Genomic DNA, 25,272 nt, shown 5'->3' with positions numbered 1-25,272 from the left:
CTTATTTTTTATTAATTTCTCTTTGAATATTTTCATTAGAAGTTTCTCTTGTTTTTCTCAAAGGATTTTTTGCGTATCCACGATTAAAAATTCCTACGACCTTATCCCCACTTCTTAATAAAATTTGTTTTGTGGTTTTTTGTATCACTAAAACTTCATAGTTGCCGTCTTTTTTAATATGAGTGTTTAAAATGCTTTCTTTGCCATTTTCATACATAAAAACAGCAGGAAAGGTTTTAGTATTATCAAAACCTAAATAGGTAAAAACACCATCATCATACGCAAAATTTGGACTTATATCCTCACTGCCTTTATTGACTTTCATATAAAAATCCCAATTTCTAGGAATGGTATTTTTATCTAAATCCGTGCGTATATTTTCTTGCTCCACAGCTTCTAATAATTCTTTTGTTGCTTGTAAATCTTTTTGAGGATAGGAGAAGCTAAGTTTATAAGTTGTATTTTTATTATTAGCGACTAATTTTAAATCAAATACATAGGTATTTAAATTTGTGATGACAATTAAGTTTGTTTTCCAATCATAAGGATTAGGATCTACAACAAATTCTTGTGAGCTTTGTTGTTCTGCTGTGCTATTTTCATCTTGATGAACTAATTGCGTTTTGTAAGCTTTAGGTTTGATAAATAATAAATTGTCTTTTTGAGTTAAGTCCCAACCTTCAGCAAATCCTGTGGCAGTATTGATAATTCTTTCATCAACACCAAATTCTAAAACACTTACATAGCCATTTTTAGAATTAATTTGAAAAACATCATCGGCATTATAAACCGCATAAGCGATTCTTTTATCAAATGTAGAAGTTTTTGGGACATTCAAAGCCCAAACGAAATTACCTAATAATAAACTTGCTAAAATTATCTTTTTCATTTTTCTACCTCATTATCAATTCTGTATGTTAAAACTTTAAATCCTAGTGGATTTAATAATCTATTTTCTTCACTAGCTTTTCCTAGCGTGTAGTCATAACTTAAGGTGATGACTTTTGTAGCTTGTGATGTGCCTCTACTGGATAGATTTTTTGTAGTAATGTTTGCTCTTATTGTTGAAGTTTTAACTCCGTTGCTTTCTCCTAAAACAACACTTAAAATTTGCACGCTTACTTCATTAGAGTTTTTTAAAATTTGGTCTCTTGCATTATCTCCCTCATACAAAGCCCTATACTCATTTGCAACATTTTCTGAACTCATTAATTGGGTGAGCAAATAATCTTGGTTTAAAAGCTCGTAATAATAACCCTCTCTAGCTTTAATGTATTGGGAGATAAAGTATTTATCCAATGCTTCATTTTGCGTGATTTCTTTTTCATCAAGCAGAGTTAAAATATCCACCATACCTGTGGTGTTATCTACCCTTATTACATAAGGCTCTATGGTTTTTAAAGGTGTTAATAACACAACAGCAATAAGAGAAAGAGAGGCTATAAAGATTGCAACAAAAGAGATAAGCCACGCTCTTTTGTTGCTTTGCTCTATCAAATATCTAAAACTTGCTTCGTAATCTAATGCTGTATTAAAATCATTTTTCATTTGCATTACCTTTATTTAAGTCTTGATTTTGTGAATTAACAGGTATCCAACCTTTTTTATCGCTGAAAAAATCATCATATTTACCCTGATGTTTAGCACTACAAGCACTCAACATCAAAACACCAAAAAACAAAATAAAAACAAATTGAAATTTACGCTTCATTTCTAGCCCTTTCATACATTTTTTTAGCTAAACTATAACCACCCTTACCTAAACCCTTACCCACAGCCCAAGCACCTTTAGTTGCTAATTTTCCACCAGCTTTACCATAATTCATAGCCATTCCAGCAGCCTTACCTGCAGGTTTCATAGCTAATTGACCAGCAGGACTTAAAACAGAACTCATCGCACCACCCATAGCACCATCCATTGATACATTTGCGACCTTTTCAGCAAAGATTTTTGCAGAATAAATCATAATAACTAGTATCAAAGAGGCAATGACATAGAAAATGCTTGTTCCTAATACATCGTCTCCTGCGTAGGTTGCCTGTGAAAAATAGTTAATCCAAGATGACATTTGATTCATAAAGGTTTTTAAAAACAAGCCAACAAGTAAAAGCACAAGAGTATTTGATAATAAAAGCCCTATCCATTGTGTAAAGACATTTCTAGTAGCTTTAAAGATTAAAAGCCAAAATACTATAGGAGCAGAAATTACAAGCAGGGTTTGTGTAAAAGTTGTAACAATTAAGATAGAGAGTGTTGGAATAACAGCAATACAAAATCCTATATAACAAAGTAGCATTGCTACAATAGCTAAAATAGCACCTCCAATACCACTTGATTTAGCCCAAATTATGTTTGTAAGTTGTGCTGTGTTTGCAAACATTTCATCTAGATTTTGATACATTTGTGCTCCCCCACCAGCCCACTCATAAATTCCATCCATTGCACCAATAACTAAATCTAACCAACCTCCAAGATTTAAAGCAAAGGTAATAACTAAAAGCTTTCCTGCTATATCCCAAGTAAGCTCTCTAATAGGACTTTGACTTTTCCCCATTAACACCTCATAGCCTTTATACATAATGACTAGGGTGATAATGATAGAAAACAACACCATAAGTTCAGCAATCTTATCGCTTGTTCCTGTTTGTCTAATGGCATTAATAATTTGTTCTATACTTAGACCCAGAGTTTGAAAAAGATCTTTCATTATTTATCATTTGCATTTTGATTTTTGAAAAACTCCATAGCACTTTCTCTCGGCTTCTGAAGTGATTTTGAGTATTCCTGCATTGCTAAATCTTTTTTGATATTTCTTTGATTTTCATAGCTTGCATTAGCTAAATCAACTTGATTTTTTACCATTTGTATTTTTGCAACCTCTAGTTGAATAGCATTGCCCACATCAGTGCTTTCTTTAATGTCCTTTGAATTGACTAATCGCTCTTGCAATTTTTTAAGCGTTTGACTAATGGTATCCATTTGCTTTGAGGCTTGATTGTAGGTTTCTACTTGAGCAGCATAGGTGATTAAATCCATTTTGCAGATATTTTTTTCACTTTGACTCATATAGTCAAAATTACATCTATCAAAACTTGTATATTTGCCAAAAATTTCATTGCCTTTATCGCTTAAAAATTCTTGTGGGTCTCTTAGAACATCATTGTAAAAGGATTGAATGTTTTCTCCAGCTTCCGCAAAATCTGAATAGATTTGTTTTATATCTTTCACAAAAGCCACAGAATCTCTAATGCCTGTTTTTGATAAAAGTTCGTCTTTATAGGCTTGGATTTGTTTTTGATAGTGCGATACGGTTTCAGTCCATCTTGTGGCTTCTTTAGCCCACTCTGCAACTTGTTTAGCATTTTGTGTAGCCATTTGTTGATTTGCGGTCGTATCTACCACAGGAATACCTGCACTAAATGCTAAGTTAGGCAAAATTAATAAGGAAGTAAGAGCGATGAGGGATTTTTTAATCCCTGTTGTTTTGCTTGTATTTAATGTTTTTTTCATTTTATTACCTTTCTAGTGTTTTTTCTTGTTTTTTTGAAAGCTCTTTATCAATGGAATCTTCTAAAATTTGATTAATATCCTCTTGTAAAAAAGAAGATATATATTTATTATCCATATAAAATTGATACGCTTCATCTAAAACAATTCGCTTTTGATTTGCGGTGAGTTTTTCCATTGAAGAGTTTTTTTCAAATAAAAACAAAGCTTTGATTAGCTTTTCATAATTTAAAGCTCCCATTTTGTCTGCCAACTCTTCAACGCTTAAATTTTCCATAGATATAACTCCTTTTTTTATGTTTAAAATGGAATTTCTTCAGATTCCACATTAACGGCTTGGTGTTCATATTCAACGCTTGGTTCTTTTGGTGGATTTTGTATTTCTTGTGGAGTTTCTCTATCTTTTTTGCCTAACCAATAGAATTTAGACACGATAACGCTTAGTGTTGTTTTAACATTTCCTTGTTCATCGGTGTATTGACTAGATGATAATTCTCCACTACACGCAAATTGAGAGCCTTTTTTGATATACATAGAAGCACTTTCTGCACTCTTGCCAAATAAGACAATAGGTATCCAAGTCGTGCTACTTTCATCATTGCCTTTTTCATTTTTCCAACGCTTAGTGATAGCAAGAGAATTTTTTGCATAAAGTTTTCCTCCACTTGTATTACCTACTTCAAAATCTTTGCCCAAATAGCCGATTAAATTGATATTATTCATTGTTTAGCTCCTTTTTATTTGAGTAATATATTTTCATCGTTTCAACTCCTTTATATTGATTTGAGTTTGAGTTTTGTTTTTGGTGTTAAATTCTTTGAGTTTTGATTTAAAATCCTTTGCGGATTTGTCTTGTTGTGGTATAATTTCATTAGCAGTCGATGAAATGTTCTTTTGAACCAGTCGCCCGTCAAGACTTTGGGCTTGAGTGTAGGAGGTGTGGGCGTTCCTACCATCGGCTACTACATCTTTCTTTGCCATTAATTCTAAATTTTTCAATCTTTTTTCGTTAGCGTGAAAAATCTTGCTGATATTTTCATCTTTTCGAATCCCTACTTCACCCATTTTCTTTTCGTTTAGTTTTTTCCCTGCAATGTAGTCTTTTTCACTTTTTGGAGTTGGATTATTGATAATGATTTCAGGGTCATTGATAACTTTTTTGATTAAGTTGGCAACCTGTTCTTTGTTTTGAAACATTTCAGGGTGTCTGTCTAGTAAAATTTGTAAATCCGCAACAGCTTCTTTATCTCCTAAAAGATCTACTAATCTTTCACAAAGCTCAAAAATTTCTAATTCTTTATCACTCATTGCGAATTCTTTGGGTCTTTTGGTGTGCGATTATCAACAAGATAATCCAAAGAAAAAATATTTTTAGCTTCTTTAGAGTGCGGTTTATCTGTTATAATTACACTAATTTTGTAATCACTTTGAGGCAAATTTGGTTGCACAAGTGCCATTAAATCTATAATGTATTTATTAGGATTTAGAAGTTCTTTTTTTAGAAGTCTTTCCATTTCATTAAAGGCATTTAAAAAAGCGATTTTCCATTGTAGTGCAGTTTTTCCTGTAAAGCCCATTGCTAAAAGTGAAAAACCATCTCTGGTTAGATTATACATAGGCATTTTTCTATTAACTATCTTTCCATTTTTAGGGTTCGTTGTTTGCGAGGTTCTTACGACCTGCCGAAAATTGAGCATTTCGTTGGAAGCTCCTATTTCTCGTAAATCGCTTAAAATGCGTTCAATGCTTACTAGTATATGTTTATGTTGCTTTCCAAAAACCCTAGCTACATCTAAACTTGTGCAAAAAGTTTGATTATCTTGAGTGCTAAATTGCACTTCTTGTTTATTAATAACCACATTCATCGTTTCAACTCCTTTATATTGATTTGAGTTTGAGTTTTGTTTTTGGTGTTAAATTCTTTTAGTTTTGATTTAAAATCCTTTGCGGATTTGTCTTGCTGTGGTATAATTTCATTATGGACAGAGCCACGAAAATCGGGGTCATTAAAATAGGTAGCAGAGCTGACCCTGTCTGCTTGCCTCTGTCCCCTTTCTGTTTTACTATGAGCTGTTAGCAATCTATTAATTTCTTTACCATCTTGCTTGTATTCTCTACTTCCATAAGCTATAATATTTTTATCATTTGCTTTAACTCTCCAAGTATAATCATTTGTTTCCGCATTGTATTCAGGATTTACACCCTTAGCCACCTTAGGAAAAGAAAGCATTTCTTTAGTTGTTACCATACCTCTTAAATTTGGATTATCAAGGTGCTTAGTGATTTCTTTCTCCATAAAGTCTTTATCAACCTTAATGTCCCCTAGCTCACTTTTAACCATAGTATGTGTTTTATCCTCTTTTAGCACCTTATACATACTAGAGCTTTCTTTTTTGCTTTGTTTATCCCAAGCGAGGTCTTTAAGATTAAGTAGTCTTTGCTTAATCGCACCAAGAGTTTTTTCAAGCTCTTTGACTTCATTTTCTAAGGCTAAAATTTCTTGTCTTAGTTTTTTATCTCTCATTTATAACCCCTATGAATTCCTATAAAATTCTTTAAGCTCTGCCACTTTCTCATCAAGGCTTTTATGATTTTGTGCAAATATTTTTTCTATTGTGTCTATATGAGCTGTTCCTGTGGAGAGAATTTTTAAATTCTCATTGCCTAAAGAGCTTAAATCCAAAGTGCAAATAACTTTTTCATCTTGTCTTTTGATTAAAAATTGTCTTTTTGAGGGTTTAAACCCTTTAATAATCATATACTCATCATAGCTTAAGCCTATTCCTTTTACATATTCTTCTTCTTTAGCTTTTGGATTAGGTAAAAATACCATTGTTGCGGATTGTTCTATAAGTGTTGTTGCGTTTTTAAGTTTTAAAAAGTCTTCCACGCTTTGCGTTGCTAATCTTAGAAAGCCATTTTGTTTTCTAATGGTTTTAAATTTATTTTTAACTTCTTCTTGCACGATGTCATTTTCAAGCCACTTCCAAGCCTCATCTATATCAATACAAAGTCTTCTACCATCTGCTAAACTCATCACACGCCAAAGAATGTAATAGCTAAGTATCCCTGATACATCTTTATCATCTAAAAATTCTGTGCCATCAATGCCAAATAGATTAATTTCATCAGGGAAGTCTAAATTGTCAAATTCATTATCAAATACCCAGCCAAATTGTTTGCCTTTTTTAAAAAGTGCTAATCTTGATTTTAGAGAATTGTCATCATCTACATTTTCTGTTAAATTTTCAAGTAGCAAAGAGATAGGATATTTTCTCTCCTCCCTTTCAAAGCCTTTCATAAGAGAATTGACTGCATTATTAAGCATTTCCTCTTCTCTAGTTGTAAGGATTTCATTATTTCTAGTAACTAAAAGCTTCATTAGGGTTTGGAGTTGTCTTATATTTTCTTGTGTGCTTTCAACCATAAAAGGATTAAATCCTGTGGGCTTACCATTTTCAATGCTAATATATCTGCCACCTGCACATAAAATATTGCCTAAAGCCCCTTTGTCTTTATCCAAGTAAATGGCTGTAAATTTTCTGTTTTCTTGCGGTATATCATCAGGGAAAGTGTCTTTATTTGCATATTTAAGCATTTGATTGACGATAAAATTCATAAACACGGTTTTACCACCGCCACTTTGACCTAATATTAAGGTATTTGCTAAAAATAGCTCTCCAAAATCATTTTTATTAACTCCAGAGTTTTGATGAAAGTTAAAATAATAAGGTTGTTTATTAGGAGTTTTGAGTATGCTTACAGCATCACCCCAGCAATTTTTATCTCTTTTCCCCATAGAAAAATTATGTAAAGCTATTAATGAGGAATAATTAAGCGATGAAATAAGATTAATTCTTGGGCGTATGGCAAAATTTGATGGTAGTTGCGAAAAGAAAGTTGCACTTAGGGCAATGTTTGCTAGTGTTACTGCAAATCCTAATTCATTCATCTTTGTAATGACTTGATTTGCATTATCTTTACATTCCTTTAAGCTATCTCCATAAACAAGAATTGAAAAATGGTATTTTCCAAAAGAAATCTCCCCATTTGTGAGCTGATCTAAAGCTTCATCAATTTGCTCTACTTGCGAAAATCCATCATCTTCAGTTGCTATGAGCTGCTTTTTTTGTCTAGATATTGCGGATTTTGCGTCTATTCTAGGAATAGGTGAAAAGCTTTGAGTGATGATATATTCAATATCTAAATACATCAAAATATCTAAAATACCTGAAAAAGTTTCATTTGTATAATCTTTAATTTCAATACATCTAGCAAATCTTTTTACACCATCATTGCTATTAATTTGAATAGTTTCGTGTCCAAATTGTATGTTTTGTAAATTGCCATTTAAATATTGATGTATAGGAGCTTTTAAGACTCTTACAGGATTAATTTTTCCACCGAGTAGATAGTTGTAAAACTCTAATTGTTTTGAGTAAGTTTTATCATCTTTTAAATATGTTTTTAATCGTTTTGGATTAAAATCTTTGATATTTGCCTCCAATCTATCGGTAAATTCGCTAAATTTAATTAAAAATAAGCTAATTGCCTTTCTTTTGCTTTCAAAAGAGCTTTTTAGAAATGTTGTTTTTTCAATTTTTACCTTTAAGGGATTAAAGATTAGAGTTAGATATAAAGAATTTTTTCTAAGCGTTCCCTGTTTGAAAGATTCATAATATTTTTTATCAATCTCTTCTAAAAAAGCATTGTTAAATTTTGAAGTCAATTTATCTTCAATAGAATATCTACAATTATGAAAATAAAAACTTACAGGCTCATTTGCGAAAGATTTAAATAACATATTTAAAAGATCATTTTTCATATCCAATTCATCATCTTCCTCAGCTTCAAAACTAATTCCACCAACTTCCCAAGTTGTCATCAAAAAATAATCTTTTGTAATCACCACAGAATCACTAATTAAAGATGAAAAGGGAATAAGCTTTTCAAAACTAGGTTCTGCGTTCAGTCCAAAAACTGATATTTTTGGGAAATTTGAGTTTTTTGGCATTTGTCTATAAGAATTTGTGCTATATGTTTTAACCTTATAGTAATTCTTAGAAGCGGGATTAGAGAAAAATCTCATCTTTAAAAACATCAATCGGAAAATAAAATCATCTCTTTTTGTCATTGCTTTCATAATGAAAAATACAGGAATTGCAAAAGCAATTAAAAAGATATTTTGACTATAAAACGCAAGCAATAAAATGCCTCCCATTGCTATAACAAGAGGTGTCATAGGAACACCAAAAATCATAGGAGGACGAGTTAAGCCTTTGAAAAGTGGATTTTTCTGCATTTTTAATCCTGTTGCAAGTTATGAAATAAAATAACCAGCAAGTGCCGAAGCCGAACCAAAAAGAATACCACCGATAAAAATAGGAGCAACCTCTCTAAGTGTTTGTCCTTGAAACATTATTTTAGAACCACCCCACATAATTGCAATAGTAAGTATAAATACGCCAATAGCATAGAAAGCTGTGCTTAAATTCTGCAAAAAAGTATTAACTTTATCTATCCCACCAGCTCCAAATAAAAATGTGGAACTTATAAGAACCAAAGCGAGTGATTTTTTCATTTTTTTCTCCTTGTTATAAAAAAATGTTCGTTAAATTCTTATTTTTTATATCTATAAAAAGTATAATTTAATACATACATTGTGTTATAATTAAGTGTATTTATACCATTTAATTAAATCAACGAATTTTGTAGTAGGAGAAATATGGTTTTAGCATACATTAGGGTAAGCACTAATAAACAGGATATAGAAACACAAAAATATCAAATTTTACAATATGCTTTTAATGAAAAATTGAATATAGATGAATTTGTAGAAGTGCAGCAAAGCTCCACTAAAAGTCCGCATAAAAGAAGAATTAATGAATTGAAATCTAAAGTTAACAAGGGCGATATATTAATTGTTTATGAAATTTCGAGACTTGGTAGGAGTATGTTTGAAACTATGAATTTGATTTTAGAGTTATCAGAACAAGGAGTTCAATTTGTCTTTTTAAAACAACCTGAACTTAGCAGTTTTAATAGTGCCCACTCAAAATTATTGCTGAGTTTTTATACCTATATGGCAGAAGTAGAAAAAGATTTTATCTCACAAAGAACAAAGGCTGGACTTGAAAAAGCTAGAGCAAATGGAAAGATTTTAGGGCGTCCTGTTGGCTCTTATTCTAGTATGTATGATGAGCATTTGGAAACAATTAAAGAACTCATAGATAAAGAATTATCTTTAAAATCTATTTGGAAGTATATAGGCAAAAAAGGTAGCTATGTAACATTTTACAATTTTTGCAAATCAAGAAAACTAATAACAAAGAGTTTATCATAAATTAAGTTTTATTTGATATAGTTTTAATTTAACGAACATTTTTTTATAATAATTTAATTCTACTTGGAATTATATGATTTTAAGACTTAATGTTAATCAAACAAAGACTTCTGCAAAAGGAATTTGTTATTTTTGGTGTTTAATTGATTCATAGGGTCATTACGCTTGATATATCTTTTTACCCTATTATTGCTTTTGTAGATGAAAAATAAATCATTTTCATTTTTATATTTACGATAAAAGAATTCGTCATCATAATCGGCGAATTCCACACCTTTACCATAGATATTAATACCAAATTCTATAAGCTTATTCTTTAGCTTAATAATTTCTTTCTTTTGTTTTGAAATTATGGAGTTTTCTTTATAGAATTTATAAGCCTTAATTTCGCAAAACTCACTATAACTAAGGATTTTTTTATCAGGAAAACTTGTTAAAAATCTTATTAAATCTTGAGCCACTAAAGAATTTAAATCAATAAGAATTTTTGATAAATCATCATCATAAGAGAGTGTTGATTCTGTTTCAAGTCTTTTGATATATTCTCTGCGAACTGTTAGCACAAATACAGACACAATTACGCCATTTTCTTTTGTGATACGCTCCACAGAATCAAACATCAAAATTCCCTTATCTCTTTGAGTAGTTGTCTGCTTGTCTTTAACTTCAATATTTTGAGTAAAAGATAAATCATACGCAAAGCGAGAAATTTCCGTAAATTTTTGTTTCAACCACGAATAATTGCTAGGAGCTTTATTGAGATATTGTTTTAAAAATTTATAAGGTTCTAATCTTACTTCCATATCCCAAAATTGCTCTTGATACTTTCTTATAACACTGGTATCTACATTTTTCTTAATATACAAAAACAAAGCGTCTAAAATATTTCTATGTGTTTGTGTAAGCAAAGAGTTTTTAAGGGTAATCGCATAAGATGAACCATTTGAACCAATCATTTCAAACGATACTTTATTATCATTTTCTTTAAAAGCTTTATAAAAATTAGTATCAGTAAGTTTGCGTGAGCTTAGATAAAAGACTCCTCTATTCTCATTCATTGTTACATAACCCTCTGCTAAATCATTAACATTAACAGCAGAAATATCTTTTTTATTGATAATCTCTAAGGTATGATTGTCAATATTTTCCACTTTCACATCTTTGATTAAAGGCTCATCAATGCTATTATTTTGCAAGACTTTAATTGTTTTTTGAAATTCTCCAGCATTGATATTATTATTGTCTTTTAAAACTTCAAGCAAACGATAGGTGGTAGAACTTTTATCCTCTCCTTTTTGAAATGAAAGCTTATAAACAAGTCTAGGAGCATTAATAATGACAGAGCTACCCATAAGACTTTCACCTTTTTTATCCAAGTGATGAAGTAGTAAAATAGCTTGTTTATTTGATTTAGCCACATCTGTTAAAACATTAAAAAAACTTTGCACATCATTTTGATTATTTTGGTCTTTAAAACCTAAAATTGAAAAAAATGCACTAAAGGTATCAATGACGATTAAATCGCAATCTGCTAATTCATTAAGCTCTTCTTTTAAGCTACTTATAGGTTCTTTATCAATTTTTGGAAGTTCATTAGAAAATTCAAGTTCCGCAGTATTAAAAGGATAAAAATTTTCTATATTTTTAATGCGTTCTAAAATTGCTTGATTTTTGTCTTCTATACTCCAAAAAAAAGGTTTTAAGCCATCATTGATAGCATTAGCACAAATTTTTAAAGCTAAGAAAGATTTACCCACTTCACTATTGCCACTTAGCACAGCGACAGAGCCTTTTTCTAATTTAATGGTATCTTCACAAATCACAGAAACATTTTCATCGCTAAAAATCCCAAGTGTGATGGTATCAATAGTATTGCGTTTTGGCATTTTTATTCCTTGCTCATTTCAATAATTTCAAAAAGTTGCTTTATGATTTTAGGATGTAAAATCTCTCCACTATGATGAGGAATAACCATTCTATAAGAATCTTTTTTATAGATTCTATGGCTACCTTTTTGCCTATCAATCAAAAAACCATTTTGCAATAAAAGCCTTTCTGCTTCTTTTGCAGTCATTCTTGGCAATTCAGGCATTGGCTAAAACCACAGGAACAATTGAGGTTATTTTATTTTCAATAGTTCTTTTTTCTTCACTTTTAAGGCTTTCTAAATAAAGTTCCCCTGCTTCTTTTATATTAAACAAAGCCTCTTCATAAGTATTGCCTTGTGAAACACAACCTTCAAGCTCTAAAATGCGTGCAAAATATCCATCTTGATCTTTTTCAATGATAACATTCAATAACATTTGATATTCTCCAATTTATTGACTTAAATAGAATAGTTTTTGACAAATCAACGAATTTTTACTGCGAATTATACTAAAATATTATATCTATGTCAATATTTATTATATCTATGTAAAAAATACTTCAAATCTACTAAAATTGACTTAAATAGAATAGTTTATTATATCTATGTCAATATTTTTCGCTCCACCAAAAGCAAATCTACAAATAAAATTGACTTAAATATAATAGTTTTTGACTTAAATATAATATAAATTGACTTAAATATAATAGTTTTTGACTTAAATATAATATAAATTGACTTAAATATAATAGTCTCTAAATTTATTAAATTACTTAAATTTATTAATAATAATTAATTCGGTAAATCAAAAATTAAAATTTTTGAACTTTTATAAAAAATTGCAAATACAGCAATTTTGAAATACTCCAAAAGAAAAGTTATATACAAAAAGCGAGAGTAAAATATTTTTATGCTATAATCCTCATATGAGTAAAAAAGAGAGAATAAAATTAGAAATTGATGTTTTAAAAGCATTAATGTTGGCTTTTCTCACCGCTTTATTTGGAATATTTGGTTTTTGTGTTTTAAATTATAGTCGCATTGATTGGATACAAGCATTGTTTATTGTTTTAGGGGTTATTTTTGCTTGTATTTTGTTGTATGCTTTTAGCAAGAGAATATATAAAATTTTAAAACAAATTGAGGAGTTGGAGTAATGTTAGGGATACTCTGTGCGGTTTTTGCTTTAATTGCCTTTTTTGGTTCTGCTTTAATGATTGTTAAGATGCTTGAAAAAGGCAGTATTTAAAGTGATGAGAAGCATTAAGCCTTTTTATTTTAAAGGCTTAAAGTTCAGCAATCTTATCGCTTGTTCCTGTTTGTCTAATGGCATTAATAATTTGTTCTATAACCTAGAGTTTGAAAAAGATCTTTCATTATTTATCATTTGCATTTTGATTTTTGAAAAACTCCATAGCACTTTCTCTCGGCTTCTGAAGTGATTTTGAGTATCGTGCCTTGTAAGCATTTGCACATTCTGTATCATTTTCTGCAGAATTAGCGTTTTTATCGCATTCTTTGATTTTAGCTTCTAATTCTTTGACATTTTTTGGATCTTCATAATATTGCACACTCTTTGGCTCTGAAGAACAAGCAGAAAATAAAGTGGCAACAACTGCACTAAGCAAACCTAGTTTAATGACATTTTTCATTGTATCTCCTTATGTATTAAAATATTTATTATTATATAATTTTATTTATTAAAATATATTTAAATATATTATTATTTATTAATATTATACAAAAACATAAAGCTATCTTATAAGCTCTTGTTCATTATGTTGTTTCGCAGAGTTTTTAAAATCTTTAAGTTTGTTTTGAAAATCAATAGAGTGCAGTTGTTTTTTAACTTCTTCAAGCCCTTTTTTTAGGAAAATATCATTAAAATCGCTCATTCCCTGCTCTGCTTCTTGGTCGCTAATCTTTGGAATAATAATTTTAATGTTTGAAAATTTTTGTTGGATTTCTTTTGCTGTTTCTACGCCGACATTAGAAAATCCCTGCAATTCTCTCTTTCTATCATTATCTGCGATTATAGTGATAGGGATATTTTGAAATTTATCCTTTAAGGCTTCAACGATTTTGAGTAAATTTCCAGCATCTACACCCATTATAACAGGTTTTTCAAGTGCTTTATAAATTGTTGCAGCAGTAGCAAAGCCTTCTGCTATGATAAATTCTTTACAATATTCTAAGCTTTTTGCACCTATGATGTGAAAGCACCCAGATTTTCTTGCGGAGTATTCAATGCCTTGTTCTTTTTCTTCTTTTGTTTTGATGATACCGATGATTTTATCGCCATTTGGAAAAATTCTTTGCACAGACCATATTTTTCCATTTTCGTCTTTTAGGGGAATAAGAAGAGAGCCTTTACTATCTTGTTTTAAATAAAAATTTTCGCTAAAACCTTTTTTGATTAGGTAAGGATGATTAGAATAAGCCCAATGGGCTTCGCTGTATTCTTTTTCAATTTTAAGTGCAGTTTTTTGCTGAAGTTCTAAAATATCTTGCTTAATATTATTGTTTATGTGCGATGCAGAATTTTTATTAATAGTTTGATAATTTATAATATTTTGTTTCGCATTTTCTAAGGGCATTTTCCAATTTTCTTTAATACCTGTTTTAAAGTTTTGAATAAAGCCCGCAGGATATTCATTTAAAAACCCACTATAAGCCCCACTCATTTCTCTGCCCTTATCCGTTGTAGTTTTCACTCTATGAATTTTACCATCCATAATGGGTAAGCCACTGATAATTAAGCCTTGTTTTTCTAAAGCAAATTTGAAAGTTGTTAGCACTTCATTTTCGTCAAATGAAAAATCTTTTTTTTGGTGTGGATAAAGCCATTGTGCAAAAATATTTTTATCCAAGCTTTTTGGAGCAAACCATTTTTTTTCTTTTTCGTCCCACATAGCTCCCAACAATCTTGCTTTTTCTTTATCTTTAAAAGGAACAAATAAATAAATTCTTTTTTGTGGCATTGTATATCCTTTTAGTTTCCTTTAATGTTTTGTCGGTATAATTGCAAACGAAATTCGAGGGACTTCTTGTGTCCCACCTTTCTAGTCTTGACAATATTTCAAAATTTCTTCATCAAATGTTTTAATTAAGTCATCTAAAAATAGTTCTATCTTTTGTGGATTGATACCTATATAAGCATTTTCAATCTTTGTTGTTAATCTTGGATAATGTTTGCCATTTTTTTCTGTTGTTTTTAGAATATTTTCCCAATGATAACTTCTATTTCTTAGATTTTGTAATAAGCTAAGAACTATATCTACTTTATATATATTACCAAAATTTCTTTTTTTACCATTTCTTAAAAAGAAATTTCTATTATATTGATTGTAATTTCTAAAATTGATATTGTTTAAATTCATTATAGAATCTTGCACTCTATTTTCTTTAATAAGATAAATAATAGTTCCTAAGCTCATACGAGAAAGATATTGATGATGAGATAAGATTTTATTTTTTTCTCTTTCTTCAATTTTTTCTCTAGTATTTTTAATCATTCCATCATTAGAATTTTTTATCCATTCATTATCCAACTCCGATAATTTGCTATCAAGTTTATTTCTGAGAATAATTTCTAATGTGGCAATTTTTGGAGTGATTTTTCCTACAAGTTTAAGATTATCATAATGTTTGACAATATCATTATTGTAAGAAGATAATCTTGTTTGAGAAAGTAGAATATTAAAATTTGTTAGATTATTCATTTCTTACCTTGAGTGAGAATATGTTTTTTCGTTGCTAATTTCTCTATTTGGTAAAACTTTATTTAGTTTTTTTTTGAAAAATTCGTTCATTTTTTGCTTAAAAAATGACGGCTCTTTTGCGAGGTTATTTATTTTTTTTTGTTCGTATTTCCCTCTTGTTTTTAAGTAAGAGTTTGCAAATTCTTGTATCATTGCTGCTATATCTTTGTTTGCTATTTCTGACATATTTTTTAAAGCCTTAAAAGTTCCATCTAGCATTTCATCATATGTTTTAGGTTTGTATTGCTCTAGTTGCTTATTGAGATCTTTTTTTATTGTATCATTTAATTTTTCTTTATTGATAGCAGAGCCACCCATTTTTATTAAATGCTCAATCCCTTGTTGAAAATTTTTATCACCAAGTCTTATATCTAATGGAATTTTTTCTTTATCTGTGATGATTTCAAATTTGATGGATTGATTTGAAAAATCTTTTTTTAATAAACTTTCCGCAATGTCAAAAGTTTTGATTGTGTTGAAAAATTTATCAATATCTTCACCATCATAAGTGCCTTCTTGTATCGCCTCTTTATAATGGTCATTAAGTTTGCTTGTGTCTGTTACTTTTATTTTGTAGTCTTTTTCCATTTTTACTCTCCAAAGATGTGATTTGTTTATTGTTTTTTTGCTTCATTAATTGTATCAATATTTTGATTAAAATTATATAAGTTACTTATTGCTTCTAGAGCATTTTTAGTATTTTTGCAATTTAATTTTTCTATGAGCATATGAAATTCATTGAAAAAATTATCACTCTCTTCAAAATCTTTTAAGAGAGCTAATGAAAGTTTTTTATATATACGCTCTTTCTTTTCTTTTTCTTTTTGGCGTAATTTTTTTAATTTCTCATCATACTCACGCTTTAAATCTTCTATCATCTTGCTTTCATAAAGCATAATAACTCCTTGTAAAAATTTAAAATTGCATTATCTCAAAATAAACTTAATGCGTTATAAAGCTTAATATTGTAAAATGCCAATCAAGCAAAAATATTATTAATTGCAGGATAGGCAAAGACGCCAAAAAGTTATATAACTTTTTTAGCTTACTTTGCCGAAATATCTCTGCGAGGCTCATTAAAAGTAAAAAATTAAAGGAATTTAATGAAAAAATATTTATTAAGTATTGATGAAAAAAATATGATTTATTTAAATGAAATTAAGAACAACACAAAAGCTTCAATTAAGAAGATTATAAATTATATCATTGCGAATTATAAAGAAAATAATGGCTTTAATAATATAGAAAATAATCTTGTTATTAATCATCATAGTGATACATTTGAAAAGAAAAAAATGAAAGAAATAAGAATAAAAATCAGCGAAGATGAATTTAATTTATTAAAAGAAATTGCTACACAAAATAGATTTAGTAGTGTCTCGAAAGAGGTAAGTTTTAGATTGATAAATTCTTTAAATGAAAACAAATATTTTACTAATTTAGAACTAGATGAATTTATAAAAACAAGAACTGAAATTAATGCAGTTGGCAAAAATATATATCAACTATTGAAAATTCTTAGAGCTGGAAATTCTGTAAAAATAAATGAGGACAATTTAAAAAATACGATTGATACTATAAACGCAAAGATTGACATTCTCTCTGATTCTCTTGGAAAGATTATAGAGATTAATAATCAAAGGATTTAGGTTTTTATATGTCAAGACCGATTAAAATATTTGACGATGAGATAATTGCTAGGAAAGTTTTTACTAAAATAGAAAACGCTTCAAAGCTACCGCTAAACTATATCAATAAAAATAGAGATAAATACACTAAAGATATAAAAACAGGTAAGCTTATTAGTAAAAATATGTTTAGAAAAAATACTGAAGTCGTTGTAAAAATTACTTCAGGTTCTAAAAATTCCCAAGCACTTTCAAAACATCTTGATTATATTTCTCGCAAGGGAAATGTAGAATTAATTACAAATGATTTTGATAGATATGTAGGAGAAGATGAGATTTTAGAAGTTAAAAGAATTTTCAAAAATGAAGGATCTCCTATTCCATTATATAAAGAAGGTGCTAAGGAAAAAAGACATACTATTAATATGGTTTTTTCTATGAAAGAGCATTCTACAACTCCAAAAGAAAAATTGCAACAAGCCACAATAACAACTTTAAAAAGAATATATCCAAATAATCTTTTTGTTGTTGCTTTTCACGGAGATACGGATAATCCGCATTGTCATATTTGTTTAAAAGTTGCGGATAAAAATGGAAAAAGAATTAATCCTAGAAAGGCTGATTTAGCTAATTTAAGAGTGGAATTTGCAAAAGCATTAAATGAATTAGGTGTTGAAGCAAAAGCTACAAACAAAAAGCAAAAAGAAGTAGAAGTAAATCAAGAGTATTCTGCAAAATTAAATAGGGAAAAGCAAATTGATAAAGCTCCGCAAATAAAAATGCATTATTATCAAGTTATGGATTTTGGAGAGGCAAATTATCAGTTTAGCACCGATAAAAATGCAAAGAAAAGTTATTATGTGAGCTATAAAACTAAAAAAGGAATTGCTACAATTTGGGGACAAGATTTAGAAAGAGTTGTTAAAGAAAACAAAGTTTTAAGAGGTGAGTATGCAAGATTTAAAATAGTAGGAAAAGAAGATTATGAAATCATAAGAAAAGTTAAAATTAATAATAAGTGGCAAGAAGTTGCCAAAACACTCACAAAACATATTTGGGATGTTTCTGTTATCGGTAGAGAAAAAGATTTGAAACAAATCCCTAAAACAACAAATGCTAAAAAATATAAAATCATACAAAATAAAGGAGTAAATAGTGAGAGAGCCTATACAAAACAATATAGACAGAGAGTCTTACAAGAGCTCAGTAATCAATCAACTATCCGAAGAGAAGTTGCCCAAGAAAGAAACTCTATGCGAGTATTGTCCAAACAGCCTATGGTTTATGACACAAAACGAACTCAAATGCTTCTGCACCTCAATGCACTCAATCAGTTACAGCAAAGAGAGCGAAGAAGAGCCGATAATAGTTTGCGATGGACAAGTGCTAGGAATAATGAGATTACAAGAGATGGATAATTTATAAATTTATACTTTGCTTTTGTATAGCATTAATTTTCTTAATTGTTTGTTTAATAAAATAAAAGCAAAAATTAATCGCCATTTTTATTTTTATTAATAAAAACAGACGAAAGGATGTCAATATGCTCCAACAAACCTTTTTTAATTTGAGTTTCTGGAACTCTCATTGGATCTAATTGAACAATAATTCCTTCTTTTCTGGCGTGCTTAACAGCAGGGATAAAATCACTATCTGCTGTGATTAAAATTATTTTTTCGGCTTGATGTTTATTTGCTAAAGTTGCAATATCAAGTCCTATTTTCATATCGACACCCTTTTGTTTAATATCTAAAACAAAATCTTCGTTTGTAAGCTCACCAATATCTATTTCTTTGCGTAGAATTTTTCTAAATTTATCATAATCTCTAAATTTCCATTGAAACGAATTTTCATCGATTTCACCTAATCTTACAGCAAAATAAGGTTGTTTTCTTAGGTGATTTAAAAGTTCGCTTCTAAATTTGTATGTTGTAGTTTTGCTTAAGTTTTTAGATTTATCGGTTTTTTCTATGGGTGGCATAGGAACATTTTTATCTAACGGTTCGCAATCGTAAATATAAACTCTATATAAATAATCTTCATTTCTTCTAAGGGTTTCCCACACATAATCTTTTAATCTCTTAGCCAATTCTTTAGCCTCCATTGTTTTAATACTCTTGTGAGTATTATATCTTTCAAGAAAAAAAGAGAGATCTACAAGAACTGCAGTCTTTTTAGGCTGAATAATTGAAAATTCCATATTTGGATTGTTTGAATTCATTGTTGTGTAGTCCTAATTTACTAAATTGGAAGCACAAAGAGTCGTCAATTTAAAAATATGATGCTAAAAAGACCCCTCTATGTGCTAATGATGGCGGAATTATATCATAAAAATATTAATGAGAGCTTTAGTTGGTTTAGATAAGCAATTCTCTGTCTTTCATAATCTTATTGTGCCTATTTAAATCCTCTAAAATCTTTGCAGATTTTGGCACGAAATCACTTTTATAACCTTTTTGCTTACTCATTTTTTCTATTTCTTCTATGACAATGCGATTATCTTCTCTTAATGCCTCCAAATAGTCTTTTCTCTTATAAATAGGAGTGTTGTCTCCTGTAATATTTTCTAGCTCTGCAATTTCTTTTTTAAGACTTTCTATCTTGCTTTTATTAAATTGGCTAAATTTTTCTAAATCGTTATAAAAATTATTTAGCCTTTTCATAAAACCGCCGAAATTCACATAATTTTCTAATGTAAAAAAAGTTTTGTCATCTCTTTTATAAATCATATTTTCAGGCTCCATTATAGTTTGACCATCAGGAGTTGAAACATAAAAACTTAAGGTGTTTAAATCTGTTTTTTCTCCGCTAATAATCAATCCTTTGTATTCTAAAACTTTATATTCTTTTTGATAGTTATTTGCTATCATTTGAATGGTATTTTCAAAGTTTTTTGTCAGCTCCGCTTGTCTAGCTTTGTTTAAATCGCTAGTATCATCTTTAAGGACGATGAAGTCTTTTGCGGAAATATTTTCATCATCATTGATATAGTATTTTCCTTGAAAATGCTCATTATTATTTTCTTTAATGATTGCATTTAAGGTTTCCATTTTAATAATATCTTTTTGTAAGAATTCAATTTTTGAAAGATTGACTTTAAGACTTTCTTCATTATTGTGAATTTGCCTTTTATAGCCACTATAAAGCATTTCTTCTTGTCTTAAATCACTGGTTAATTGCACCTGCAATAAGATGAGTGGATTTCCTGTGGCTTCTGCTTTCATTTCTGCCGCATCTGCCGCTCCGCTTGTAATATCCTCTAAGGTTCTTACATCAGCACCAGCTTTTCTAAATTGCTCTATGGATCTTGCTTTGCTTTCAATAACTTGCCACATTCTAGCGTCATAAGTTCTTTCAGTTGCGTATCTAAATTCTTTAACTCTAAAATTTTGTGGATCTCTCATAAAAAGCTCATTGCCTTGCCTTATAACTCTACCACTTCTTTGCTCTAAATCGCTAGGACGCCACGGACAATCTAAATGATGTAAAGCTACAATTCTTTTTTGCACATTTGTTCCAGCACCCATTTTTTGAGTTGAGCCAATTAAAATTCTAGCTTTTCCTGTATTCATATCTGCAAAAAGTTGGCTTTTTTGCAAATCCGTTTTTGCGTCGTGGATAAAGCGGATTTCATTTTGTGGAATGCCTTTGGCAACAAGTTTTTTTAAAATATCAGTATAAACATCAAATTTTGATTGTTCTGCTAAGAGTTCATCAAGGCTTTTATGATTTTCTTCTTCACTTTGCTCCATTGTTTCATTGATATTGACAAATTCATCTTCTTTGTTTGGTTTTGGAGATAAATTGTTACCTATTAAAGCAACTTTTTGTGAATGTTGTTTTGGTGTAGATAAATCGCAAAAAATTAATTGCGTTCCCCTGTCGTCATTCCACGCATTATACTCACCATAAACATTTTCAATTAGTTTATTGATTTTAGAATCTGCATAATCATCATAATAAGGATTAATGAGCCTAAAATCAAGTCCAGCCTTTCTAGCGTCTGTGGTGCAAGCAAGAAGATTATTTCTAGCAATATCATCTTGTTGATGTTCCATTCTCCATACGATAGAGCCTTCGTTCCACCTTCCATTTTCATCTTGAATACCTATAAATTCTGCTATTGCTTCACTTCTAGGAGCAACGATATTAATAGGCTTATCATTGTAAAGTTTTGGCACGAAGTCTTTTTGATATTTCATAATATCATTATTTGTTACAATATCAGCCACGCTTTTATACATCGTAGAAAGTTCAGGGACATTTTTAAATTTGTTAAATCTCGCAACGATTTTATAATTAATTCCAGAGCTATCAAGTTCCCAAGCATTTGTAACTTCTCCAAAAGTAGAAGCCCAAGAATCAAAACTTTCTATTCCTTTTTCATTTAATGTATTAGGCTGTATGTATCTTTGTAAAGTGAAGAGTTCTGTAATTGAATTACTTATCGGTGTGCCTGTTAGAAAATAGAGCTTTTTATTTTGTTCGTGAATATATTGTGTTTTACAATAAAGGTCGTATGCTTTTTGCGAGCCTTTTAAATTTCCAAGACCGCTTATATCTCCCATTGAAGTTGTGATGAGTAGATTTTTAAATTCGTGTGCTTCATCAATAATTAAAGCATCGATACCTAGTTCCGAAAAATCTATCGCTTTGGATTTTTTATGTGCTGTTTGCAAATCTTTCAATTTCACCTTAAAATTCTCAATGCGTTTTTCTAAATCTTTGACGGAATATCGCATAACATTTTCATCATCTTGCTTTCTTTTTAAGGTTTCTTCCAAAATGCTAATATCTTTCTCGTATTGTCTTTTAATAATATCATAAGGAGCAGGGATTAATTTAAATTGCGAGTGAGTCATAATAACAGCATCATAGTTATTTGTAGCTATTTTTGAGAAAAATCTTTCTCTATTATCCTTTTTTAAATCATCATTTGTAGCGACTAGAATATTAGCATTTGTATAAGCGTGGTAAAACTCATCATTCCATTGTCTAGCTAAGTGATTTGGCACAACGATTAAGGGTTTATTTAAAAGCCCCATTCTCTTTTGCTCCATTACAGAGCAAATTGCGACTAAAGTTTTTCCAGCACCAACTTGATGGTCAAAAATAATGTTACTTTCTTGAATTGCCCTATATATTGCATTTTTTTGGTGTTTTTTGAGCTTAATGTTAGCATTGAAATTGGGAAGTTCTAAATTTTCTCCATTATATTGTGGTTCTTTATTTGTGTTAAATTTTTCATTATAGATATTTTCTAAATCTGTGCGTCTATCATAATCCTTATAAATCCATTCTGCAAACTCATTTTTTAAGTTTTCTAATTTAGAATTAGCAATTGCAGTTTCTTTTGGATTTAATTCCCTATATTCTCTGCCTGTTTCATCTTGTTTTTTATCATAAATGCGAATAGGCTTTCTCAATAAAGCGTGTTCAAATAAATCAAAACAGCCTATTCTTTCTGTGCCATATTGTGAGCGAACATAGGGACTTAAGGAATGTCCAAGACCTTTAAGATTCCACTCACCTGTTTTTTCTAATAAGAATAAATCATAGTCTCTAGAATCAATTTGCAGAGTTTCTTCTATAAATTGTTTGTAGTATTTTATAGGTATCCAAGTTGTCCCTAAGCTTAGTGAAATATCAACTGCTTTCAAGTCTTTGGGTAAAACTTGTTCTAAGCTTTCTAAATTATTAGCAAATTCATTAAAGCCATCTTCTATAAGCTTCTTTACCTCTTTGTATTTTGCTTTAACATTTCCAGAAAGATACTTTTCGGCTAAGATAAAGCGAGAGGGATTAAGGTGGTCTTTAAAGATTAATCTATTTTGTTCTAAAGTATTAAGTGTTTCATCTAGCGGTTGTTCCAAGTTGGCTTCTAGGAAATTTAAATCAATTCTTCCATACTCATTAATGCAAGCAATAAGTGCTTCTTGTGGAGTTGAGATTTTAATTTCTTTTTGTGCGTTGATGGTTCTTTTGAAAAAAATATCAGCCTTTGTGGCACTTGGCAATATAGGTTCAATGCCTTCTTTTAATGCGACATTTTTAGAAATACCCGCATTATAATTTTTCTCCAAAGCTAAAATTTTATTTGCTTCTACATCTTCTTTGAAGGCTTTTTTGTTTGCTTCTCTATTTAAATATCCCTCTTTGGTAACAAAATCATCATAAAGTTTATTAAGTTGCTTTCTTTGATTTTCTACCAAAACATCATTAGCTTCATTTTTTTCATACTCAATGAGAGTGTTAAATTGATTTCTAATGGCGATGAGTTTTTTAATTCTTCTTTTATCGTGTTCGTTTAGGGCTGGTTTTGAAAAAACCAACTCGTCATCACTTCTAACTTTCATATAAATTTCGCCACCATACTCAAAATAATTTCCATCTTTTAATTTGCTTATAATTTGGCTATATTTTTGATATTCAGGCGATTCTTTGTTAATTCTGTAATAGGACAATGTAATTTTTGTTTCTTGGTATTGATAAATATCCTTAGGTAAAGTTTTGACAAAATTTTCCAAAGCAATTTTTAAATCCCTACCATCATCTAAGCATTCTAAATCATGACCATATTGAGAGCTTTTAATATCCATTTTTCCTAAGATATTTTGAGGATTATTTTTAAAATATTCATTAATTCTAAAATAGCTGAAAATATTATGATTTAAACCTCTCTTTTCCGCCTCATCAAAACGATCCTCATAATATTCCACGCTCTCTAGCCATTTATTGTCAATATTTAAATCTTTGCCTTTCTTAAAAAAGATAATATCTGTGGTAACTTCAGTGTTGGCTCTTTTTTTAAAAGCATTGTTTGGTAATCTTACAGCACCTAAGAATGTTGCTTGTTCCGCGATATAATCTCTTATAGTGTTATTTTTAGAATCTAAAAAATAACTTGACACTACAAAGGCAGCAATTCCATCTTCTTTCAAATTTTTAATGGCGTTGCCAATGAAATAATTATGCACACTTGATTTATTAAGTGTTGTATCATTTGGGTCTAGAACCTTTTTTTGACCAAAGGGTGGATTGCCTATAAAAGCATCATAAGGCTTATCAAACAAGTGATGTTCAAAGGCTTTATTATAAATTGTTTGATTAGGGTGTAAAGATTTTAGAATATTTGAGCTTATGCTATCAAGCTCAATGCAAGTAAAGTGATAATTATTGCTGTAATTTTTAGCATAAGATAAAAACGAGCCTATTCCTGCACTTGGCTCAAAGATTTCTTTCGTGTGTTTATCATTATTAAAGCCCAAATGATTAAGTCCTTGATAAATTGTATCAATGACAATTTTTGGAGTATAAAAAGCGTCTAAGGTAGATAGTTTTGCGTTTTCGTATTCTGTGTAATCTAGTGTAGAGATAAGTTCTTTAAACTCTTTTTCCCATTCTTTATTTTGGTGGTCAAAAGCTTGTGGAATTCCACCCCAACCTGAAAATCTATTGAGAATTTCTTGCTCTTGTTTAGTGGCGTAGCGATTTTCTTGCTCTATGGTTTTTAAAAGTTTAATGGCGTGGATATTTTTTTGAAATCTATCTTTCAAAGAGCCAAGATAGATTTCATCATCGGCTGTAAAATCTAGTTTTTGCCCAGATTTGAAATTTCTTCTTTCAAAGTCATCATCTCTTGTTGTAGATTCCAATACTGATTGTTGATTGTTTCTTCTTGCATTTGCTCCTTGTCTCTCATCATCATTTCTTGAAACAAAGGAGAATAAATCTGTGGTTCTATCGCTATGAATTGATTGAGATTGATTTGAGTTTGGGTTAGTATCTCCATATCCGTTAGTCCCTGCTCTCTCATTTCCTCCGCTTCCTTGCTCTCTAAAATTTGTAGTTCCATTTGTGCTTGTGGTAATGCTAGTGTCATTAGTTCTGACATTCCTAGATTCTTGATGGTGTTTGGATAAAGTTCCGCCCATCTCTCTAGTATTATCAAGCTGTATTGTGGAATTTTCTTGTCTATCCAAGCTTGATGAACTTGATGAAACGCTAATTCGTTCAACGCCATTTGCAGTTTCTCTATGTTGGGATAATTCTCCATTCTGTTGCTCATTTTCTTCTCCTTGTGAAAATTCTAATTCTATAAAATCAAATAGGCTTTTGCCACCATAATACTTTTCATCTTCAATTTGTCTTTTTGTTTTCCGCAT

26 protein-coding genes are annotated in these 25,272 nt (G+C 30.0%); 4 read left to right on the top strand and 22 right to left on the bottom strand.

Going from position 1 to position 25,272, the window contains the following annotated elements; all coding sequences use genetic code 11:
- Window position 1: 1 nt before the first annotated feature.
- From virB9 to CVULP_RS08625, 12 genes are read right to left on the bottom strand one after another with little or no spacing between them, the layout of a single operon-like run.
- On the bottom strand, window positions 2-889 hold the full coding sequence (gene virB9 / locus CVULP_RS08680; protein WP_099507585.1) for a P-type conjugative transfer protein VirB9: 888 nt from the start codon (window positions 887-889) through the stop codon (window positions 2-4).
- Window positions 886-1,548 carry a virB8 family protein gene (locus CVULP_RS08675; protein ID WP_099507586.1) on the bottom strand — a complete coding sequence of 221 codons (663 nt, stop codon included), beginning with the start codon at window positions 1,546-1,548 and terminating at the stop codon, window positions 886-888. Before CVULP_RS08675 ends, virB9 begins: the two co-directional genes overlap by 4 nt.
- Entirely contained in the window at window positions 1,538-1,711 is a 174-nt protein-coding gene (locus tag CVULP_RS08670) for a hypothetical protein (RefSeq protein WP_006803308.1), read from the bottom strand. Before CVULP_RS08670 ends, CVULP_RS08675 begins: the two co-directional genes overlap by 11 nt.
- On the bottom strand, window positions 1,701-2,708 hold the full coding sequence (locus CVULP_RS08665; RefSeq protein WP_099507405.1) for a type IV secretion system protein: 1,008 nt from the start codon (window positions 2,706-2,708) through the stop codon (window positions 1,701-1,703). Before CVULP_RS08665 ends, CVULP_RS08670 begins: the two co-directional genes overlap by 11 nt.
- Window positions 2,708-3,511 (bottom strand): type IV secretion system protein, encoded by an 804-nt coding sequence (locus CVULP_RS08660; protein WP_006803306.1) that lies wholly within the window; start codon window positions 3,509-3,511, stop codon window positions 2,708-2,710. The genes CVULP_RS08665 and CVULP_RS08660 overlap by 1 nt, the downstream gene beginning before the upstream one ends.
- 4 nt (window positions 3,512-3,515) lie before the next feature.
- Window positions 3,516-3,785 (bottom strand): hypothetical protein, encoded by a 270-nt coding sequence (locus tag CVULP_RS08655; RefSeq protein ID WP_006803305.1) that lies wholly within the window; start codon window positions 3,783-3,785, stop codon window positions 3,516-3,518.
- A gap of 23 nt (window positions 3,786-3,808) precedes the next feature.
- Complete coding sequence (locus CVULP_RS08650; RefSeq protein ID WP_099460824.1) at window positions 3,809-4,231, bottom strand: single-stranded DNA-binding protein; 423 nt, start codon at window positions 4,229-4,231, stop codon at window positions 3,809-3,811.
- A 33-nt stretch (window positions 4,232-4,264) separates the two neighbouring features.
- Entirely contained in the window at window positions 4,265-4,816 is a 552-nt protein-coding gene (locus CVULP_RS08645) for a hypothetical protein (protein ID WP_006803303.1), read from the bottom strand.
- A complete protein-coding gene (locus CVULP_RS08640) occupies window positions 4,813-5,373 on the bottom strand; it encodes a Rha family transcriptional regulator (protein ID WP_006803302.1) in 561 nt (186 codons plus the stop codon). The genes CVULP_RS08645 and CVULP_RS08640 overlap by 4 nt, the downstream gene beginning before the upstream one ends.
- Window positions 5,370-6,032, bottom strand: coding sequence for a hypothetical protein (locus tag CVULP_RS08635; protein ID WP_265415696.1), 663 nt, complete (start codon window positions 6,030-6,032; stop codon window positions 5,370-5,372). Before CVULP_RS08635 ends, CVULP_RS08640 begins: the two co-directional genes overlap by 4 nt.
- 9 nt (window positions 6,033-6,041) lie before the next feature.
- A complete protein-coding gene (locus tag CVULP_RS08630) occupies window positions 6,042-8,810 on the bottom strand; it encodes a VirB4 family type IV secretion/conjugal transfer ATPase (protein ID WP_099506930.1) in 2,769 nt (922 codons plus the stop codon).
- Window positions 8,811-8,828: 18 nt separating this feature from the next.
- Window positions 8,829-9,089, bottom strand: a complete 261-nt coding sequence (locus CVULP_RS08625) for a TrbC/VirB2 family protein (RefSeq protein ID WP_006803299.1) — start codon at window positions 9,087-9,089, stop codon at window positions 8,829-8,831.
- Window positions 9,090-9,233: 144 nt separating this feature from the next.
- Here CVULP_RS08625 and CVULP_RS08620 point away from each other — a divergent pair, with 144 nt between their 5' ends.
- Window positions 9,234-9,851, top strand: coding sequence for a recombinase family protein (locus CVULP_RS08620; protein ID WP_006803298.1), 618 nt, complete (start codon window positions 9,234-9,236; stop codon window positions 9,849-9,851).
- A 92-nt stretch (window positions 9,852-9,943) separates the two neighbouring features.
- Here the strand turns inward: CVULP_RS08620 and CVULP_RS08615 are convergent, their stop codons facing one another.
- Genes CVULP_RS08615 through CVULP_RS08605 form a run of 3 tightly spaced genes read right to left on the bottom strand, consistent with a single transcriptional unit; the run spans window position 9,944 to window position 12,154 of the window.
- Window positions 9,944-11,737 carry an AAA family ATPase gene (locus tag CVULP_RS08615; RefSeq protein WP_006803297.1) on the bottom strand — a complete coding sequence of 598 codons (1,794 nt, stop codon included), beginning with the start codon at window positions 11,735-11,737 and terminating at the stop codon, window positions 9,944-9,946.
- Window positions 11,738-11,739: 2 nt separating this feature from the next.
- Complete coding sequence (locus CVULP_RS08610) at window positions 11,740-11,943, bottom strand: type II toxin-antitoxin system HicA family toxin (RefSeq protein ID WP_006803296.1); 204 nt, start codon at window positions 11,941-11,943, stop codon at window positions 11,740-11,742.
- The gene (locus tag CVULP_RS08605) at window positions 11,936-12,154 is read right to left on the bottom strand and encodes a type II toxin-antitoxin system HicB family antitoxin (protein WP_006803295.1); all 219 of its coding nucleotides are present in this window, start codon (window positions 12,152-12,154) and stop codon (window positions 11,936-11,938) included. Before CVULP_RS08605 ends, CVULP_RS08610 begins: the two co-directional genes overlap by 8 nt.
- 490 nt (window positions 12,155-12,644) lie before the next feature.
- On the opposite strand from CVULP_RS08605, the gene CVULP_RS08600 reads away from it, so the two are divergent.
- Window positions 12,645-12,875 (top strand): hypothetical protein, encoded by a 231-nt coding sequence (locus CVULP_RS08600; protein ID WP_006803294.1) that lies wholly within the window; start codon window positions 12,645-12,647, stop codon window positions 12,873-12,875.
- A gap of 219 nt (window positions 12,876-13,094) precedes the next feature.
- Here CVULP_RS08600 and CVULP_RS08595 read toward each other — a convergent pair whose 3' ends face one another.
- The 5 genes from CVULP_RS08595 to CVULP_RS08575 all read right to left on the bottom strand — a co-directional run bounded on the left by CVULP_RS08595 (window position 13,095) and on the right by CVULP_RS08575 (window position 16,375).
- Window positions 13,095-13,370 (bottom strand): EexN family lipoprotein, encoded by a 276-nt coding sequence (locus CVULP_RS08595; RefSeq protein WP_099506931.1) that lies wholly within the window; start codon window positions 13,368-13,370, stop codon window positions 13,095-13,097.
- 102 nt (window positions 13,371-13,472) lie between these two features.
- Window positions 13,473-14,699, bottom strand: coding sequence for a DUF5710 domain-containing protein (locus tag CVULP_RS08590; RefSeq protein ID WP_220518316.1), 1,227 nt, complete (start codon window positions 14,697-14,699; stop codon window positions 13,473-13,475).
- An 81-nt stretch (window positions 14,700-14,780) separates the two neighbouring features.
- Window positions 14,781-15,440, bottom strand: a complete 660-nt coding sequence (locus CVULP_RS08585; protein ID WP_099506929.1) for a hypothetical protein — start codon at window positions 15,438-15,440, stop codon at window positions 14,781-14,783.
- A gap of 3 nt (window positions 15,441-15,443) precedes the next feature.
- Window positions 15,444-16,067: an NTPase gene (locus tag CVULP_RS08580; protein ID WP_099506928.1), complete on the bottom strand. Its 624-nt coding sequence runs from the start codon at window positions 16,065-16,067 to the stop codon at window positions 15,444-15,446.
- A 26-nt stretch (window positions 16,068-16,093) separates the two neighbouring features.
- Entirely contained in the window at window positions 16,094-16,375 is a 282-nt protein-coding gene (locus CVULP_RS08575; RefSeq protein WP_099506927.1) for a hypothetical protein, read from the bottom strand.
- A gap of 207 nt (window positions 16,376-16,582) precedes the next feature.
- Between CVULP_RS08575 and CVULP_RS08570 the strand changes: the two genes are divergently transcribed.
- Together CVULP_RS08570 and mobP1 are read left to right on the top strand one after the other, a co-directional pair.
- Window positions 16,583-17,128 carry a hypothetical protein gene (locus CVULP_RS08570; protein WP_006803289.1) on the top strand — a complete coding sequence of 182 codons (546 nt, stop codon included), beginning with the start codon at window positions 16,583-16,585 and terminating at the stop codon, window positions 17,126-17,128.
- Between the two features lie 8 nt (window positions 17,129-17,136).
- Entirely contained in the window at window positions 17,137-18,525 is a 1,389-nt protein-coding gene (mobP1, locus tag CVULP_RS08565) for a MobP1 family relaxase (RefSeq protein WP_265415701.1), read from the top strand.
- 74 nt (window positions 18,526-18,599) lie between these two features.
- Here mobP1 and CVULP_RS08560 read toward each other — a convergent pair whose 3' ends face one another.
- Both CVULP_RS08560 and CVULP_RS08555 read right to left on the bottom strand, forming a co-directional pair.
- A complete protein-coding gene (locus CVULP_RS08560; protein ID WP_040498922.1) occupies window positions 18,600-19,211 on the bottom strand; it encodes an NYN domain-containing protein in 612 nt (203 codons plus the stop codon).
- A 253-nt stretch (window positions 19,212-19,464) separates the two neighbouring features.
- The gene (locus tag CVULP_RS08555) at window positions 19,465-25,272 is read right to left on the bottom strand and encodes an SNF2-related protein (protein ID WP_265415700.1); all 5,808 of its coding nucleotides are present in this window, start codon (window positions 25,270-25,272) and stop codon (window positions 19,465-19,467) included.

The sequence above is a fragment of the Campylobacter vulpis genome, assembly GCF_014217995.1.
GTDB classification, from domain to species: Bacteria; Campylobacterota; Campylobacteria; order Campylobacterales; family Campylobacteraceae; genus Campylobacter_D; species Campylobacter_D vulpis.
The sequence above is the reverse complement of the archived record's forward strand: the minus strand, read 5'-3'. Positions and strand labels throughout refer to the sequence as shown.

Coding starts and splice junctions, on each gene's coding strand:
- CVULP_RS08585 (WP_099506929.1), bottom strand. CDS start 15,440: ATGAATAATCTAACAAATTTTAATATTCTACTTTCTCAAACAAGATTA.
- CVULP_RS08635 (WP_265415696.1), bottom strand. CDS start 6,032: ATGAGAGATAAAAAACTAAGACAAGAAATTTTAGCCTTAGAAAATGAA.
- CVULP_RS08650 (WP_099460824.1), bottom strand. CDS start 4,231: ATGAATAATATCAATTTAATCGGCTATTTGGGCAAAGATTTTGAAGTA.
- CVULP_RS08575 (WP_099506927.1), bottom strand. CDS start 16,375: ATGCTTTATGAAAGCAAGATGATAGAAGATTTAAAGCGTGAGTATGAT.
- CVULP_RS08595 (WP_099506931.1), bottom strand. CDS start 13,370: ATGAAAAATGTCATTAAACTAGGTTTGCTTAGTGCAGTTGTTGCCACT.
- CVULP_RS08570 (WP_006803289.1), top strand. CDS start 16,583: ATGAAAAAATATTTATTAAGTATTGATGAAAAAAATATGATTTATTTA.
- CVULP_RS08660 (WP_006803306.1), bottom strand. CDS start 3,511: ATGAAAAAAACATTAAATACAAGCAAAACAACAGGGATTAAAAAATCC.
- CVULP_RS08655 (WP_006803305.1), bottom strand. CDS start 3,785: ATGGAAAATTTAAGCGTTGAAGAGTTGGCAGACAAAATGGGAGCTTTA.
- CVULP_RS08555 (WP_265415700.1), bottom strand. CDS start 25,272: ATGCGGAAAACAAAAAGACAAATTGAAGATGAAAAGTATTATGGTGGC.
- CVULP_RS08675 (WP_099507586.1), bottom strand. CDS start 1,548: ATGAAAAATGATTTTAATACAGCATTAGATTACGAAGCAAGTTTTAGA.
- CVULP_RS08630 (WP_099506930.1), bottom strand. CDS start 8,810: ATGCAGAAAAATCCACTTTTCAAAGGCTTAACTCGTCCTCCTATGATT.
- CVULP_RS08625 (WP_006803299.1), bottom strand. CDS start 9,089: ATGAAAAAATCACTCGCTTTGGTTCTTATAAGTTCCACATTTTTATTT.
- mobP1 (WP_265415701.1), top strand. CDS start 17,137: ATGTCAAGACCGATTAAAATATTTGACGATGAGATAATTGCTAGGAAA.
- CVULP_RS08580 (WP_099506928.1), bottom strand. CDS start 16,067: ATGGAAAAAGACTACAAAATAAAAGTAACAGACACAAGCAAACTTAAT.
- CVULP_RS08620 (WP_006803298.1), top strand. CDS start 9,234: ATGGTTTTAGCATACATTAGGGTAAGCACTAATAAACAGGATATAGAA.
- CVULP_RS08610 (WP_006803296.1), bottom strand. CDS start 11,943: ATGCCTGAATTGCCAAGAATGACTGCAAAAGAAGCAGAAAGGCTTTTA.
- CVULP_RS08605 (WP_006803295.1), bottom strand. CDS start 12,154: ATGTTATTGAATGTTATCATTGAAAAAGATCAAGATGGATATTTTGCA.
- virB9 (WP_099507585.1), bottom strand. CDS start 889: ATGAAAAAGATAATTTTAGCAAGTTTATTATTAGGTAATTTCGTTTGG.
- CVULP_RS08615 (WP_006803297.1), bottom strand. CDS start 11,737: ATGCCAAAACGCAATACTATTGATACCATCACACTTGGGATTTTTAGC.
- CVULP_RS08665 (WP_099507405.1), bottom strand. CDS start 2,708: ATGAAAGATCTTTTTCAAACTCTGGGTCTAAGTATAGAACAAATTATT.
- CVULP_RS08645 (WP_006803303.1), bottom strand. CDS start 4,816: ATGAGTGATAAAGAATTAGAAATTTTTGAGCTTTGTGAAAGATTAGTA.
- CVULP_RS08590 (WP_220518316.1), bottom strand. CDS start 14,699: ATGCCACAAAAAAGAATTTATTTATTTGTTCCTTTTAAAGATAAAGAA.
- CVULP_RS08560 (WP_040498922.1), bottom strand. CDS start 19,211: ATGGAGGCTAAAGAATTGGCTAAGAGATTAAAAGATTATGTGTGGGAA.
- CVULP_RS08640 (WP_006803302.1), bottom strand. CDS start 5,373: ATGAATGTGGTTATTAATAAACAAGAAGTGCAATTTAGCACTCAAGAT.
- CVULP_RS08670 (WP_006803308.1), bottom strand. CDS start 1,711: ATGAAGCGTAAATTTCAATTTGTTTTTATTTTGTTTTTTGGTGTTTTG.
- CVULP_RS08600 (WP_006803294.1), top strand. CDS start 12,645: ATGAGTAAAAAAGAGAGAATAAAATTAGAAATTGATGTTTTAAAAGCA.